We start from the raw sequence: 14830 nt of genomic DNA, 5'->3' as shown, positions 1-14830 counted from the left end.
AGTCCTCCTTCAGGAGCGCATGATCGCCTGCGCTTCGGCGCCCAGCTTGGCCAGTCGCAGATCCCCGAGGGCGGAGACCGCGTTGCCGAGTCTGTTGGTGACGAATGCCAGGGCCAGGCCCGTTTCGGGGTCCGCGTACGCGCCCGATCCGCCCACCCCGTAATGCCCGAGGCCGCGGGTCGGCTGCGTGCGACTGGCCAGGATCGGGGGGTGATAGCCGAGCCGCCAGCCGAGCTTGACGCCGAGCACGTAGTCGCGGTCCCGGGTCTGCACGGTCCCCATCTGCTCGAGGGTCTCGGGTTCGAGGAACCGGGTGCCGTCGATGACGCCACCGTTGGCGAGGGCCGCGTACATCCGTGCGAGGGAGCGGGCACTGAACACGCCGTTCCATCCGGGCATGACGGCGTCGTGCACCGCCGGGTTCCGCACGAGTTCGTCGAAACCGTCCGGCATCGCGGCCTCCGCGAGCCCGCGCAGCGGGCCCACCCGCGACAGGACCGACGCCGTGACCTGCCAGTCCAGTCCGCCCGGGTTGATGTGCGGGAACAACTTCGCGATCCGCGGCTTCTGGTCCTGCGGCACCCGGTACCAGTACTCGTCGAGCCCGAGGGGTTCGGCGATCTCCTCCCGGACGATGTCGACGAAGGGCTTGCCGGTGGCCCGCGAGACCGTCTCGGCGATCAGCCAGCCGAACGTGACGGCGTGGTAGCCCGGCCCGCGCAGACGACGCGGATCCGGTGCCGCCGCGGCGAGCGCCTCGATGACGGTGCCGTAGTCGAGCAGTCCGGTTCGGCCGGGTACCAGTCCGCGGACCTTGTGCAGGCCGGCGCGGTGGGTCAGGACGTCCCGGATCGTGATGGCCTGCTTGCCGGCCGCACCGAACTCGGGCCAGTAGGTGGACACGGGGGTGTCGTAGTCGACGATGCCGCGCTCGGCCAGCCGGTGGGTGACCGTGCTCGCGACGCCCTTGCCGGTGGAGAAGGACAGCGAGACGGTGTCGCGGTTCCAGCGACGGTCCCGATCCGCGTATCCGGCCCAGATGTCGAGCACCTTCTCGCCGTGCACGTAGGCGACCAGCGCGCCACCACCGTGCTGGGGCTGGCGGTACATCGAGAAGAAGCGGTCGGCGAGCGGTAGGAACCGCGGGTCCACCAGCATCTCGGTGCGTGCCTGCGCGCGTACGGGCACTTCGACCGGCACCGGCACCGGGACACGTTCGGGAGTACCCATCGCCCCGCGCGATCCGCTTCCACGCTCCACCTGGATCGTCATCGCGACCTCCGATCCCACTTCCTCACACCATTGTGATTGGCGCAGCCTACGGGCGGAAGAGGCCGCCGCGAGGCGAAACAGACATTCGATATAAGTGGGGCCGCAAACGTCCTGGTCAAACGACCGAATCCGTCCGTTGGCCCGAAACGACCGACCGACTAACGTAACGGCCTACCATCTAATGGTGGAGTCTGAAATCACGTCTCGCGCGGGGCGCCCGCGCGACCCCGGCAAGGATCGAGCCGTGCTCGCCGCGACCCGGCGCCTGCTGGCGACGGACGGCTATCAGCAGACGACGATCGCCGCGATCGCCCGGGCGTCCGCGGTGAACACTCCGGCGATCTATCGACGGTGGCCGTCCCGCGAGGCGCTGATCGAGGAGGCCGTGCACGGCACCGGCGGGCATCCGCTGCCCGAGGAGACCGGCGATCTGCGGGCCGACCTGGCCACCTGGGTGCGCGTCTTCCTGGCACGCGCCGCACGGCCGGCCGCACGCGCAGGCGTGCCCGGCCTGCTGGCCGACTCCCGCTCGGAGGACGCGCGGCGACGACTGCTCGCCATCGGGGCCCCGGTCCGTCAGGCGTTCTCCGACCTGCTCGACGGCGCGGCCGCCCGCGGGGAGATCGCCCCCGGCGCGGACCCGATGTTCCTGTTCGATTTACTCTCGGGCGCAACGACAATGCACGGACTCATGCACGGCGCCGAGGGTGCCGACGCCTTCGTCGAGGCACTCACCGACGCCCTGTACGTCCTGGCTGCGCACGCCGCCTGATCACCTGTTTGGCCGCTCTGGAAGGAGCTCCACCGATGACAACCCGCGATGACATCGTCGCCCGACTCACCGCTCCCGGACAACCGTTCGAGATCGGTATCGAAGACGTGCTGGGGCAGCAGCTTCCCGTCTACACCCGCCGGCACCGCTCGCTCGGCGAGTTGCTGCAGTCGTCGGCGAAGTTCGGGGACCGCGACTACCTGGTGACGCGGGAGAGCCGACTCACGTTCGACGAGCATCGCCGACGCGTCGCCGCACTGGCCGCGGCACTGCGCGCCGAGTACGACGTCCGCCCCGGCGACCGCGTGGCGATTTGTGCGGCCAACAGCCCGGAGTGGATCGTCACCTTCTGGGCCGCCGTCTCTCTCGGCGCCGTCGCGGTCGGCATGAACTCGCTGTGGACCGGGCCGGAGATGACCCACGCTCTCGAGCTGACCGAACCCAAGGTCCTGGTCGCCGACCGCGTCCGTGCAGACCGAGTCGGCGACAGCGGTGTACCGACGGTATCGGTCGAGACCGATCTGCCGGCCATCCTCGTATCGCACGCCACCGATCGCCTACCCGATCATGTTGCCGACGAGGACGATCCGGCGCTGATCCTGTTCACCAGCGGCACCACGGGTCGCCCGAAAGGTGCGACACACTCGCACCGCAACGTCCTCACCGCGCTCTGGTTCCACCTGCTCAACGACGCGGTCGTCACCGAACTCGTTGCCGCGCCGACAGATCGACGCTTCCTCCTGGCGACGCCACTGTTCCACATCGCCGCGCTGCACAACCTCGCGGTCGTACGCCTGGCGGTCGGCGACACCGCCGTGATCCACCAGGGACGTTTCGAAGCCGACGCGGTTCTCGGCCTGATCGAGCAGGAACGGGTCACGAACTGGGGCGCCGTCCCGACGATGCTCTCGCGGGTCCTCGAAGGCGACCTCGGCCGGTACGACCTGTCCTCGTTGCGCACGGTCACGGTGAACAGTGCACCGTCGTCGGAGGCGCTGCGGGAGAAGCTCCGTGCCGGGCTCCCCGAGGCGGGCCGATCGCTCGGCACCAGCTACGGCATGACCGAGTCCTCCACAGCCGCGACGGTCGCCTCCCCCGCAGAGTTGCTCGCCGACCCCAGCACCGTCGGGCGCCCCATCGTGACGATGCAGGTCGAGGTCCGCGATGCCGACGGCAACAGGCTCCCCGACGGCGTCGAGGGGGAGATCTGCCTGCGGGGACCGGGAATCATGCTCGGCTACTGGAACAATCCGGAGGCGACCGACCAGGCGACCGCCCCGGACGGTTGGTACCGCACCGGCGATCTCGGCACCATGAGCGGCGAGTACCTGAGTGTGTCGAGTCGGCGCTCGGATCTGATCCTCCGCGGCGGCGAGAATGTCTACCCTGCCGAGATCGAGAACCGGCTCGCCCTTCATCCCGAGATCCGTGAGTGCGTCGTGCTCGGGGTCGATCACGAGGATCTGGGCCAGGAGGTCGCGGCCGTCGTCGTCACCCGGGACGGCAGCACAGTCACCGAGGTCGAACTGGCGGAGTTCGCGGGTGCGGCACTGGCCCGCTACAAGGTCCCGACACGCTGGACGATCACCACGGCGGATCTGCCGCGCAACGCCACCGGGAAGGTCATCCGCGCGCAGGTCGAGTCGAGGGTATGAACGTCGAACTGATCGCCGAGGACCTCGGTTTCACCGAAGGCCCGGTCTATCTCCCCGACGACCGGGTGGCGCTGGTGTCGATGAGCCGCGGATCGGTCGTCGTCCTCGACCGGGACGGCACCGTTGTCGTCGAACACCTGGTCGGGGGTGGCCCGAACGGGCTCGCACTCGGCCCCGACGGCGCACTCTATGTCGCCCAGAACGGTGGGATCTGGGCCGCACAGAGCACAGCCGAACCGGGGATCCAGGTGATCCGTGACGGCACGGTGGAGTACCTGGCGAAGGAGATGGGGGCGCCCAACGACCTGGTCTTCGGGCCGGACGGGCGCCTGTGGGTCACCGACTCGCGCGAGCAGTTCGATTTCTCCCGGCCCGACCGGGCACTGCCCGGTCGGGTCTGGGCCGTCGACGTCGACAGCGGGGACAGCGAAATGCTGATCGAGGGCCCGATCTTCGTGAACGGCATCGGATTCAGCAACGACCGTACGCACCTCTACTTGACGGAGACCGTCAGCTCCGACATCGCGAAATATGATGTCGTGGAAAATCATCCGGTCGGTGGAACCGTGATACGAACGCTCGACGCCGCTCGTCCGGACGGGTTTGCCGTCGACGGCTCCGATCGCCTCTGGGTCGCGACCACCAGCGGCCACCGGATCGATGTCGTCGGCCCGGACGGCACCGTCGAGGCGAGTCACCCGTTGCCCGAGGGCAGTATGCCCACCAACATCTGCCGCGGACGTCCCGGCGAGGACGAATTCTTCGTCACCGCAGCCGGATCAGGGGCCGTGCTGCGGCTCACCCGTCGCCGACCGAGTCGACGCTCTCGGTGATCCGCCGGGGAAGGACCGAAGATAGTTCGTGACGACGTGCGCCGTGCGCGCGAGCTGCTCGTGGTGGGTGATCATCCTGTGGTGGGTGCTCAAGGGGTGTTCCCGACGACGCAGGCACGGTGGCGATGGTCGACGGGCACTTCGTCTCACCGTCATCAGGCGTCGCGACGTCGCACTCGATGTGCCGTCACCTGGCGGACTGCTACACGCGGCTCGGCGGGTATCGCGCGGCATCGGACCTCTACACCTGGATGCGCTCCGCCCGTCATCTCGGATTCACCCGCGATGAACTCGCAACCATCGTCGGCTCCGCCGGGACGGCCGCCCGCGCCGCATCAGTCGTAGGCCACGCGCCCGGAGCACGTGCATGAATTCGCCTTCGCCGTGACCAGCAGGGCCAGCGAGTCGGCGGTGCGGGCACAGAACGCGTCGGCCCCCGCGAGTCCGTTGGTGAGGCCGCGCACGATGGTGGCGGAGACCAACAAGTCGAACGCGGCGTCCGCCGCCGCGACGTTCTCCGCCGTGGAACGGTCGGGGAAGGCCGCGGCCACGCGTTCGGTCAGAGCGATGCGGGCCGGATCCTCGGATCTGAGCACGAGGCGCTCGTAGGCGCCGTCGTCGTGGTGGTAGGCGGAGAGCAGACCGGGAATGGCCGCGCGGGTGGCGGGTTCGGCGATCTGGTTGAGGAACAACCTGGTCCACGCCAACAGGTCGTCGCGCAGCTTGGTGGTAGCGGGGGGCAGCGCGGCGTCCTGCATCCCGAACACGGCGTCCTCGATGATGGATTCCTTCGTGGCCCAGCGGCGGTAGATCGCCGAGGTGCCGACCTTCGCGCGTCGGGCGATCGCGGTGATGGTGGTCTTCTGGTACCCGGTCTCCACGAGTACTTCCCTGGTTGCAGCGAGGATGGAACGGTCGACTTGGGGGTCCCGCGGTCGGCCCACACCGACTACTCCGGGCCGGCGGTCGCTGCTCGTCTTCACGCATCCGGACAGTACCGGACGAGTTTCACCGAAACTATTACGTTGCAGAGCGCTCCGTAATAGATTCCGGGAAGTCCGCCAGCCATCCACCGAAAGGACGACGCCCGATGATCACCCCGCACGACGAATTGCTCATCCACCAGCTCCCCACCACCCTCGACCACGTCTCGCAGAGCGACCTGCGCTGGACTGAGCGGATCGTGATGTACGGCTTCGACAAGTCCGGCGAGATCAGCATCATGACCGGTCTGGCGAAGTACCCGAACCGCAACGTCCTCGACGCCTACGCGATGGTCACCCGCAAGGGTGAACAGGCCCGAGTCGTCCGGATGTCCACCGAGCTGAACCCCCAGACCGGAGCCCTGAACGCGTGGAGCGTCGGGCCGTACACGTACGAGATCGTCGAGCCGCTGCGCAGGGTTCGCTCCACCGTCGAGTCCAACGAGCACGGACTGAGCCTGCAACTCGACTTCACCGGCGACTTCCCGGTCTACGAGCAGACCGCGGCCTTCCACCGCAGCCGCGGCCGGGTCCGCGAGGACGCCCGCCGCTTCTACCAGAACGGCACCATCACCGGCTGGATCGAGATCGACGGCGAACGCATCGAGATCGACCCCGACAGTTGGTGGTTCGGCCGTGACCACTCGTGGGGTGTGCGCCACGGAGGCGGCGGCGGCAGCCTGCCCGAGGGCGGCAACATGCAGCCCTCGGAGGTGCCCGCCGGCGTCTTCTACTACATGGGCATCTTCCAGTTCGACGACGAGGTGGTGCATTTCGCGCAGCGCGAGACGCACACCGGGGAGCGCTGGCAGTTCGAGGGCGAGGTGCTGTTCCCGATCGACTCCGGCAAGGACCCGCTGCCGATCATCGACGTCGAGCACGACCTGGACTTCCGCGACGACCTCCGCGTCGTCAAGTCCGGCACCTTCACGGTGCACCGCGCCGACCGCACCACCGACGTCATCGAGGTCGAGCCGGTGTGCGACTTCTGGCCGGGCCTGGCCGGCTACGACGAGTACAACGGCTACGCGTCGGGCATGTACCGCGGCAAGGACTTCAGCGACAGCTTCGACGTCGACATCACCGATGTGAACGAGATCCGCAAGGTCAGCATGCTGAGCGAGACGCTGTGCAAGGTCAGGATGGGCGACAAGATCGGGCACGGGCTGGTGGAGATGGTGTTCATGGGGGTGAACCCGCGCTACGGCTACACCGACTGGAGCGCCAACCGATCCGGCAAGAACAATGACTGAGCGGGTCGCGCCAGAGGACCTGGCCGCCGCTCTCGAACCCATTGTCCGGAAGCGCATTCCGGGCGCACAGAACGCGAAGATCGTCGACTTCAAGCGCACCGAACGCGGGTTCTCCACCGAGACCTACCTGTTCGACCTCGAGGGCGCCGAGCACGAGTCGGCCGGGTACGTCTTCCGCCGCCCGCCCGAGGTCTCGCTTTTCCCCGACTACGACCTGCGGCGCCAATACCTGGTGATGGACCGGCTCGCACCGACCGATCTCCAGGTCCCCGGCCTCCGGTGGATCGACGCCGGAGACAACCCGCTCGGCACCCCGTACTACGTGATGGACCGCATCGGTGATGCCGAGGCACCCAGCGACTTCCCGTCCTACCACACGGCAGGGAACTACTTCGACGCCGACGAGCAGGGTCGGGCGAAGATGTGGTGGGAGTGTGTGGAGACGATGGCGCAGGTCCATCTCCTCGACCCCGAGGAACTGCGGCTCGGGTTCCTGGCGATGCCCAAGTTCGGGGACGAACCGGTCGAGCAGATCGTGAACTACCTCGACTGGGCCGTGCGCTGGGCGGCACCGGAGCTGCCCCCGGTCATGGAGAGGGCCCTGACCTGGCTCGCGGGCAACCTCTACGATCCGGAGCACGTGACACTGGTGTGGGGGGACGCCCGCATGTCGAACATCCTGTACACGCCGGACCTGGCCGTGGCGGGTGTACTCGACTGGGAGATGGCGTATCTGGGTGACCACGAGGCCGACCTGGCGTGGGTGCTGTTCCTGGACTGGGCGTGCAGCGAGTACGAGGGCCACCCTAGCCTGCCCGGCACCCCGGGGCGGGAGGAGACCATCGCCCGCTACGAGGAACTGACCGGCTGGAAGGTGCGGAACCTGCTGTTCAACGAGGTGCTCGCGGCGGTACTGCTCTCGGTTCCGCTACTGCGCCTGTCCACCCACCTGAACCTCGGTGACAACGTCAGTATCACCGGATTCTGCATGGCCAGACTCGAACAACTGCTGGACGCGAACTGAGGCATCCCGGAGTGTAGGTCGAGCCCGACCGGTCAGTCCTTCTTCAGGTCCCGGTCGCGGCTCGGCTGCACCCGCTTGGGCTCGCCCGGCATCTTCGGGTAGTTCGGGGGGTACGGCATGTCGCCCAGGCCCGCCGCGAGGTCTCGCTCGGCCATCTCGAGCAGTCCGTCGAGGGAATGCGCGACGTCGTCGAGGGTCGCCATCGGGTCGCCGCGACCGGCGAGCAGAGCCGGCACGGTCGCGATGGTGAAGTCGTCGGGCTCGACCGACTCGAGTTCCGACCACGTCACCGGGGTCGACACAGTTCCGATCGGGGTGCGGCGAGCCGAATACGCCGATGCGATGGTCTTGTCCCGGGCGTTCTGATTGAAGTCCAGGAAGATGCGCTTGCCACGCTCCTCCTTCCACCACTTGGTGGTGGCACGGTCGCCGCTGCGCCGCTCGACCTCCCGGCACAGCGCGATCCCGGCCCGGCGCACCTCCACGAAGTCCCACCGCTGCTCGATCCGGATGTACACGTGCAGTCCGCGTCCACCCGACGTCTTCGGGAATCCGAGCAGTCCCAGCTCGTCGAGCAGCGGATGCAGGACGTCGAGCGCGACGCGGCGGGCGTCGTCGAAGTCGGTGCCCGGCTGCGGATCCAGATCGATCCGCAACTCGTCGGGATGCTCGACGTCCGGGCAGCGCACCGCCCACGGATGGAACGTGACGGTGCCGAGGTTCGCGGCCCACACGATGTCGGCGGCACTGCGCACCCGCAGCACGTCCGCGGTGCGCCCCGACGGGAACGTCACCTCGCACGAGCCGACGTGCTCGGGCCGCTTCGCCGGGACCCGCTTCTGGTAGATCTCCTCCCCCTCCACGCCGTCGGGGAAGCGCTGGATGTGCGTCGGCCGGTCCCGCAGCGCGCGCAGCAGTTGGCCGCCGGTGGCGACGCTGCGGTAGTACTCCACGAGGTGCCGCTTGGTGCCACCGTCTGCCCCGAGCCGCGGATAGTAGATCTTGTCCGGGTTGGACAGCCGGACGGCGACACCGTCGACATCGAGTTCCTCGGCCGGAGAACGCTTGGAGTCAGCCATGATTCAGTTCTCTCCCGTCAGGACGTCCGCGAGGTCGTAGCGGAGCGGAACCTCGAGCTGTTCGAACGTGCACGACTCCGGCGCCCGGTCCGGGCGCCACCGCAGGAACCGCGCCGCGTGCCGGAACCGGACCCCGGCCTGGCTGCCGCGTTCGCCGAGCCCGCCCTCCATCTGGTCGTACGCCACCTCGAGCACCCTCTCGGGGCGCAGCGGAATCCAACTACGGTCGGTGCCCGAACGCCAGCGCGTGGCCTCCCCCTCGGCCACGACGTCGTCGCCGACCCGCAGCGGCTCGAGTTCGGCGAGCAACTCGACGCGGCGCTTCGCGGTGAACGCCGATGCCCCTCCGACCATGTGCAGGTCGCCGTCGTCGTACAGCCCCAACAGGATCGATCCGATACCCGGCTGACTCTTGTGCGGCCGGTAGCCGATCGCCACGACGTCGGCGGTGCGCGAGTGCTTGACCTTCACCATCTCCCGCTTGTTCGGCAGGTAGTGACCGTCGAGCCTCTTGGCGACGACGCCATCGAGGCCCGCACCCTCGAACGTCTCGAACCACCGCTCGGCGGTCGCACTGTCGCGGGTCGCGGCGGTGACGTGACAGCTCGGTCCACCGCCGATCGCGCCCAGCAGTGCGTCACGGCGCTGCGCGAACGGGCTTGCGGTGAGGTCGACGTCGCCGAGCGCCAGCAGATCGAATCCGATGAACTGTGCCGGGGTCTGCACCGCGAGCAGTCTCACCCGGCTGTCGGCAGGGTGGATCCGCTCGGACAGCGAGCCCCAGTCCAGGCGGGTCCGGCCGCCGATCTCCCGGGGAACCACCAGTTCGCCGTCGACGACGCAGCGTGGCGGCAGTTCGGCCCGCACCGCCTCGACCATCTCGGGGAAGTATCGGGCCAGGTCCTTGCCACCACGCGACCCGAGCACGACCTCGTCGCCGTCGCGGAACACGATGGCGCGGAATCCGTCCCATTTGGGCTCGTACGACCAGACGTCGTCACCGGCCGGTTGCTCGGGCACCCCGGACGCGGCCTTGGCCAGCATCGGCTGCAGCGGTGGTGCGATAGGCAGGTCCACGGCGTCCATAGTGACACCCGCACCCGCCGTTCGCGCGCTGTTCGCCGCGTCCGGTGCGGCCCGATCAGACGTTCGAGTCGGGGGTTTCGAGGACCGAGGTGACCGGGGTGGGGTTGCGCGTCAGGTCGAGAACCGGGCAGTGTGCCTCGGCCGCCTCGTGCAGTTCGAGGTACCTTTCCCGCGACTCCGGGCCGGTGACGTTCACGACGACGCGGACCTCGCCGAAGCCGGGCCGCACGGCGTCGTCGAACCCGAAGAAGCCCCGGACGTCGAGGTCTCCCTCGGCGCGGGCGGTGATGTCGTCGACCCGGATACCGAGGCGCTCGGCCCAGAACCGGTAGGTCACGACGTGGCAGGACAGGAGCGAGGCCAGGTAGTACTCGACCGGGTTGGGTGCGCTGTTGTCACCGCCGAGCGCCGGCGGTTCGTCGACCTCCACCGTGTACTTGCCGAGCGAGACAGTGCTGGCGACGGCGTCGTGGGCCCGAGCCGAGGCCTTGAAGACGACGTGCGCCTTACCGGCGTCCTTCGAGACGGCATCGCCGGTGGCGGCGACGATCGAGGACAGATGGGAGACGGAAGCTGTGGTCATGGGTGAACCTGTCGTGAGTGTGCGGATCCGGACAGCCGAGGCCGCCCGGCGAGCGTGTCGTCGGGGTCGATCAGGACCGACGACAACCGCACGTGCACACCAGCGCGAAGTCGACATGGCGGCGCCGCGTCAGCAGCTCACCGGAGTCGATCGCGCGGAGTGGGGTCACGCCTGAGACTGTAGCCGGACCGCTCGGCCCGGTCTACGTCCCGCCCGGTCTACAGCCAGCCGCGACGTTTGAAGATCGTGTACAGCCCCGTGCAAGTGAGCACCATGAGCATCAATGCGAACGGATATCCACCGGCCCAGTGCAATTCGGGCATGTTGTCGAAGTTCATGCCGTACACGGTGCCGATCAGGGTGGGCGCGAACAGGATTGCGGCCCATGCCGAGACCTTCTTGATCTCCTCGTTCTGCGCGTAGCTCGCCTCGGTCATGTTGCGCATCTCTTCGTTCTGAGCCTGCGAGACCAGCGTCGCGTTGAGCGCGAGGATACTGCCGAGCAGTTCCCGGAAACCGTCGACCCGCTCGACGACGGTGGTCGCATGGTCGGTCACGTCCCGCAGATACTTCTGCAGTTCCTCGTCGGTGTTGTACTTGTCGAAGCCCGCGGACAGCCCACGCAGCATGCCGAGCAGCGGCTTGGTGGCGCGCTGGAACTCGACGACCTCACGGGAGAGCTCGTAGATGCGCCGCGACACCATGGGGTCGCCACTGAAGACCTCGGTCTCGATCTCGTCGATGTCGTTCTGCAGTCCCGCGACGACCGGCGCGTACCCGTCGACGACGGCGTCGAGGATCGCGTAGAGCACGGCCTCGGGGCCGAGTTTGAGGAGCTCGGGATCGCTCTCCATGCGGTGCCGAACGTTCGACAGGTCCGGCGACTCGCTGTGCCGGACGGTGAGCACGAACGTCGGGCCGCAGAAGATGTGCAGTTCACCGAAGTCGACGCTCTCCGATTCGTCGAGGTACCGCGCGGCGCGCAGCACGACGAACAGGGTGTCACCGTAGCGCTCGAGCTTGGGCCGCTGGTGCGCCACGATCGCATCCTCGACTGCGAGCTCGTGCAGATCGAATTGCTTTGCAGCAGCGTTCAGTTGAGCGTCATCAGGACGGTAGAGCCCGATCCACGCCATCGACGACTCGTCGGGCAGGCTCTCGAGCGCTTCCGCCAGGGTCGCCGGCGAGGCGATCCGGCGGCCGTCACGGTAGACCGCACTGTTGACGACGCTCGACTCCACGACGCCGGACGGGTTCGCGGCCGGTGGTGTCGGCCCCGGGTGTCGCGGCGCCATCGAATGCTCGGGCGAGACCACGTCATCGGCGGTGCCGGCGGCGCGGCGCGGGAGGATCGAGCGAATCGGACGCATTTCACGCATACGAGAACAGCTTTCGGGAAGGTCCGCGGTCCGGGCCACTGCTTGCGGCCCCACGGACACCAGTCGGACGCCACCTGACGAGATGGCGTGGATTGTCCTGTTTAACCGGTACTCGGAGGTTGGCTACTCATTACTAGCCCCACCTCCTCTTCCTCGAACCCCGCAGATTCCGCGGGCGCGGGTCGACCCGAACGACGACACCTTACTCCGGCGGCGCCGAAGGCGACAACCGGGCCGATCGGTCGCACGCGGTTACGGGATGAGCCCCTGCCGCCGCGCCTCGACCACGGCCGCGTGCCTACTGCTGACCTCGAGCTTGATCATGATGTTGCGCATGTAGCTCTTAACGGTGTCCAGGCGCAGCCCCAGTCGCTCGCCGATCTCGGCGTTGCGGCAGCCGAGCGCGACGTGGACGAGGACCTCGAACTCGCGTTGCGACAGCGCCACCCTCGCGGGCTCGGTGGCGCCGACGGTGAGCCCGCGCAGCTTTCCCTCCACCGCACGGACCTCGGCACCGAGGGCGTCGTCGTCGAGTCGGTCCGCGATCTCCCGCAGCGCGAGGTAGCTCTCGGTGATGCCCGTCGAGATCGCCGGATCCCGATACGCGTCGGGGGTGGTCCGCGCATTCTCGATGAGTGCGACGCGACGGTCCACCTCGTCACGGATCGCGATCTCGTGAGCGAGTTTGCGGGCGGACGCCATCACCGATTCGGCCGTCACGTCGCCGATCGGCAGGTTGGCGCGCAGTCCGCCGTACACCGCGGCCCGGGTCTTCCCACGCACCACGACGGGGGCGGCCAGCAGCGACTCGATCCCCTCGCTCGCCACCTCGTGGTCGTAGTCGTGCGTGATGTGCCGAGAGTGCGCGTAATCCTGGACGGCGCCGGGGCGCTGCTCGGCCATGACCCGACCACCCAGTCCGCATTCGGTGTCGATCGTCAGGTCCCGGAGCATCGCGCCGCGTGTCCCGACGAATCCCGACAGCCGCAGGCTGCGCCCGTCGACCATGCCTCCGAACAGCACCGGCAGCGTGGTGCTGGTGCGCAGGTAGCGGAGCTCGGCGCGGATCGCGTCCTCGTCGCTCGGTCGCAGGGTGTCGGTCATCTGTTCGTTCGGGACGCTCTCGCTCGGTCGGCGCGGGTACCCACCGCGGATACCCACTTCAGAGGGTAGCGGCCGCCGGACGGTGACCCATAGCGTCGGAACCGGCGGTGTGTAACGCCCGTCACTGGCCCATCACTGCGGAGGTACCCGTGTCCGATCTGTCCGCCTCGGCGAACCACACGCCGCTCAGTCCGCTGCGCTTCCTGGACCGCTCGGCATCTGTCTTCCCGACCAAGACCGCGATCGTCCACGGGGACCGGAGTTACACGTACCGGGAGTTCGCCGACGAGTCCGCGCGGCTGGCCCGCGTACTGCGTTCGCGCATCGAGCCGGGCGACCGGATCGCCTACCTGTCCCCCAACACCCCCGAGATGCTCATCGCGCACTTCGCGGTGCCGCTCGCCGGTGGCGTGCTGGTCGCGCTCAACTCGCGCCTGGCCGGGGCCGAGCTCGAGTACATCCTCGACCACGCGGGCGTGAAGATCCTCTTCGTGGACTCCGAGCTGGTGGGCGCGGTGCGCACCGCGCGGGAGAACGTCGCCAGTGTCGTGGAGATCGTCGAGATACCGGACTCGACGGTCCCGTACCCCGACGTCCCCGCCGGTGTGGTGACGGCGCAGTACGACGAGTTCCTGAGCAGCCGCGACGGCCTGACCGACGCACCGCTGCACTGGGGCGTCGACGACGAGCAGCAGGTCATCTCGATCAACTACACGTCCGGCACCACCGGCAAGCCCAAGGGCGTCATGTACACCCATCGCGGTGCTTACCTGAACTCGCTGGGCGTGACGTTCCACAACGGGTTCGACGGCAACACCAAGTACCTGTGGACGCTGCCGATGTTCCATTGCAACGGCTGGTGCACGCCGTGGGCCGTCACGCAGGCCGCCGGCACCCACGTGTGCCTGCGGGCGGTGCGCGCCGACGCCATCTGGGACGCGATCGACGATCTCGGCATCACGAATCTGTGTGGCGCACCGGCGGTCTGCACGACCATCGCCGGCGCCGACCGCGCCCATCCGGTGCCGTCGCTGCGGATCACCAACGGCGGCGCACCCCCGGCGCCGACGACCATCGCGCAGCTCGAGGCGCTCGGCATGAGCTTCGTCCACGTGTACGGCCTCACCGAGGTGTACGGGCCGTACACGATCTGCGAGTACCAGCAGGCCTGGGACGACCGCACACCCGAGGAGCGCGCCGCGCTGGTGTCCCGTCAGGGCGTCGGCATGGTGCAGGCCGAGAACGCGCGCGTCGTCGACGAGAACATGGTCGACGTGCCCGCCGACGGCGAGACGATGGGTGAGATCGTCCTGCGTGGCAACAACGTGATGCTCGGCTACTACCGCGACGAAGACGCCACCGCGGAGGCCTTCGCGGGCGGCTGGTTCCACACCGGTGATCTGGGTGTGATGCACCCGGACGGCTACATCCAGCTCAAGGACCGCGCGAAGGACATCGTCATCTCGGGCGGCGAGAACATCTCGACCGTCGAGGTGGAGCAGGCGGTCATGTCGCATCCGGCCGTGCTCGACGTCGCGGTTGTCGGTGTGCCGCACGAGAAGTGGGGAGAACGGCCCAAGGCGTTCGTGATCCTGAAGAAGGATGCGTCGGCCACCGCGGAGGACATCATCGAGCACACGCGCGGGCTCATCGCGCGCTTCAAGGTGCCGGAGGAGATCGTGTTCCCACTCGAACTGCCGCGCACCCCGACCGGCAAGGTGCTCAAGTTCGAGTTGCGCGCACAGGGATGACCCCGGCCCGGTTCGGCTGGAACGATACGAATGTCCTTTTGTTCCAGCCGAACCGG

The 14830-nt window shown here is 68.3% G+C and carries 13 protein-coding genes; 6 read left to right on the top strand and 7 right to left on the bottom strand.

The genetic code is table 11. The features are described 5' to 3' along the window. Positions 1 to 9 precede the first annotated feature (9 nt). On the bottom strand, positions 10 to 1272 hold the full coding sequence (locus IJ15_RS0117485) for a serine hydrolase domain-containing protein (RefSeq protein ID WP_081880793.1): 1263 nt from the start codon (positions 1270 to 1272) through the stop codon (positions 10 to 12). Between the two features lie 244 nt (positions 1273 to 1516). Here IJ15_RS0117485 and IJ15_RS0117480 point away from each other — a divergent pair, with 244 nt between their 5' ends. The 3 genes from IJ15_RS0117480 to IJ15_RS0117470 are packed head-to-tail and all read left to right on the top strand — an operon-like array spanning position 1517 to position 4532. After that, complete coding sequence (locus tag IJ15_RS0117480; RefSeq protein ID WP_231569573.1) at positions 1517 to 2044, top strand: TetR/AcrR family transcriptional regulator; 528 nt, start codon at positions 1517 to 1519, stop codon at positions 2042 to 2044. A gap of 35 nt (positions 2045 to 2079) precedes the next feature. Next, on the top strand, positions 2080 to 3699 hold the full coding sequence (locus IJ15_RS0117475) for a class I adenylate-forming enzyme family protein (protein ID WP_031939635.1): 1620 nt from the start codon (positions 2080 to 2082) through the stop codon (positions 3697 to 3699). After that, the gene (locus IJ15_RS0117470; RefSeq protein WP_031939634.1) at positions 3696 to 4532 is read left to right on the top strand and encodes an SMP-30/gluconolactonase/LRE family protein; all 837 of its coding nucleotides are present in this window, start codon (positions 3696 to 3698) and stop codon (positions 4530 to 4532) included. The genes IJ15_RS0117475 and IJ15_RS0117470 overlap by 4 nt, the downstream gene beginning before the upstream one ends. Before the next feature lie 335 nt (positions 4533 to 4867). On the opposite strand, the gene IJ15_RS0117465 is transcribed toward IJ15_RS0117470, so the two are convergent. Further along, entirely contained in the window at positions 4868 to 5476 is a 609-nt protein-coding gene (locus IJ15_RS0117465) for a TetR/AcrR family transcriptional regulator (RefSeq protein WP_031939633.1), read from the bottom strand. Positions 5477 to 5622: 146 nt separating this feature from the next. On the opposite strand from IJ15_RS0117465, the gene IJ15_RS0117460 reads away from it, so the two are divergent. Together IJ15_RS0117460 and IJ15_RS0117455 are read left to right on the top strand one after the other, a co-directional pair. Beyond that, positions 5623 to 6768 (top strand): hypothetical protein, encoded by a 1146-nt coding sequence (locus IJ15_RS0117460; protein ID WP_031939632.1) that lies wholly within the window; start codon positions 5623 to 5625, stop codon positions 6766 to 6768. After that, positions 6761 to 7792: a phosphotransferase family protein gene (locus tag IJ15_RS0117455; RefSeq protein WP_031939631.1), complete on the top strand. Its 1032-nt coding sequence runs from the start codon at positions 6761 to 6763 to the stop codon at positions 7790 to 7792. Before IJ15_RS0117460 ends, IJ15_RS0117455 begins: the two co-directional genes overlap by 8 nt. A 32-nt stretch (positions 7793 to 7824) precedes the next feature. Here IJ15_RS0117455 and IJ15_RS0117450 read toward each other — a convergent pair whose 3' ends face one another. From IJ15_RS0117450 to IJ15_RS0117430, 5 genes are all read right to left on the bottom strand, one after another. Next, positions 7825 to 8871: a DNA polymerase domain-containing protein gene (locus IJ15_RS0117450; RefSeq protein ID WP_031939630.1), complete on the bottom strand. Its 1047-nt coding sequence runs from the start codon at positions 8869 to 8871 to the stop codon at positions 7825 to 7827. Between the two features lie 3 nt (positions 8872 to 8874). Then, entirely contained in the window at positions 8875 to 9948 is a 1074-nt protein-coding gene (locus IJ15_RS0117445; protein WP_031939629.1) for an ATP-dependent DNA ligase, read from the bottom strand. 64 nt (positions 9949 to 10012) lie between these two features. Next, positions 10013 to 10540: an OsmC family protein gene (locus IJ15_RS0117440; protein ID WP_031939628.1), complete on the bottom strand. Its 528-nt coding sequence runs from the start codon at positions 10538 to 10540 to the stop codon at positions 10013 to 10015. Positions 10541 to 10758: 218 nt separating this feature from the next. Further along, a complete protein-coding gene (locus tag IJ15_RS0117435; protein ID WP_031939627.1) occupies positions 10759 to 11919 on the bottom strand; it encodes a magnesium and cobalt transport protein CorA in 1161 nt (386 codons plus the stop codon). A gap of 252 nt (positions 11920 to 12171) precedes the next feature. Next, positions 12172 to 13023 (bottom strand): helix-turn-helix transcriptional regulator, encoded by an 852-nt coding sequence (locus IJ15_RS0117430; RefSeq protein WP_031939626.1) that lies wholly within the window; start codon positions 13021 to 13023, stop codon positions 12172 to 12174. Positions 13024 to 13172: 149 nt separating this feature from the next. Here IJ15_RS0117430 and IJ15_RS0117425 point away from each other — a divergent pair, with 149 nt between their 5' ends. Continuing rightward, positions 13173 to 14774, top strand: coding sequence for an AMP-binding protein (locus IJ15_RS0117425; protein ID WP_031939625.1), 1602 nt, complete (start codon positions 13173 to 13175; stop codon positions 14772 to 14774). Positions 14775 to 14830: the final 56 nt, after the last annotated feature.

It is taken from the genome of Prescottella defluvii, assembly GCF_000738775.1.
In the GTDB taxonomy this organism is placed as follows: domain Bacteria; phylum Actinomycetota; class Actinomycetes; order Mycobacteriales; family Mycobacteriaceae; genus Prescottella; species Prescottella defluvii.
This window is presented reverse-complemented; position numbering and strand designations above follow the sequence as displayed.

What these genes read in the sequence shown, in the direction of transcription:
- IJ15_RS0117485 (WP_081880793.1), bottom strand. Translation starts at nt 1,272, where the DNA reads ATGACGATCCAGGTGGAGCGTGGAAGCGGATCGCGCGGGGCGATGGGT.
- IJ15_RS0117475 (WP_031939635.1), top strand. Translation starts at nt 2,080, where the DNA reads ATGACAACCCGCGATGACATCGTCGCCCGACTCACCGCTCCCGGACAA.
- IJ15_RS0117470 (WP_031939634.1), top strand. Translation starts at nt 3,696, where the DNA reads ATGAACGTCGAACTGATCGCCGAGGACCTCGGTTTCACCGAAGGCCCG.
- IJ15_RS0117460 (WP_031939632.1), top strand. Translation starts at nt 5,623, where the DNA reads ATGATCACCCCGCACGACGAATTGCTCATCCACCAGCTCCCCACCACC.
- IJ15_RS0117455 (WP_031939631.1), top strand. Translation starts at nt 6,761, where the DNA reads ATGACTGAGCGGGTCGCGCCAGAGGACCTGGCCGCCGCTCTCGAACCC.
- IJ15_RS0117450 (WP_031939630.1), bottom strand. Translation starts at nt 8,871, where the DNA reads ATGGCTGACTCCAAGCGTTCTCCGGCCGAGGAACTCGATGTCGACGGT.
- IJ15_RS0117440 (WP_031939628.1), bottom strand. Translation starts at nt 10,540, where the DNA reads ATGACCACAGCTTCCGTCTCCCATCTGTCCTCGATCGTCGCCGCCACC.
- IJ15_RS0117435 (WP_031939627.1), bottom strand. Translation starts at nt 11,919, where the DNA reads ATGCGTGAAATGCGTCCGATTCGCTCGATCCTCCCGCGCCGCGCCGCC.
- IJ15_RS0117430 (WP_031939626.1), bottom strand. Translation starts at nt 13,023, where the DNA reads ATGACCGACACCCTGCGACCGAGCGACGAGGACGCGATCCGCGCCGAG.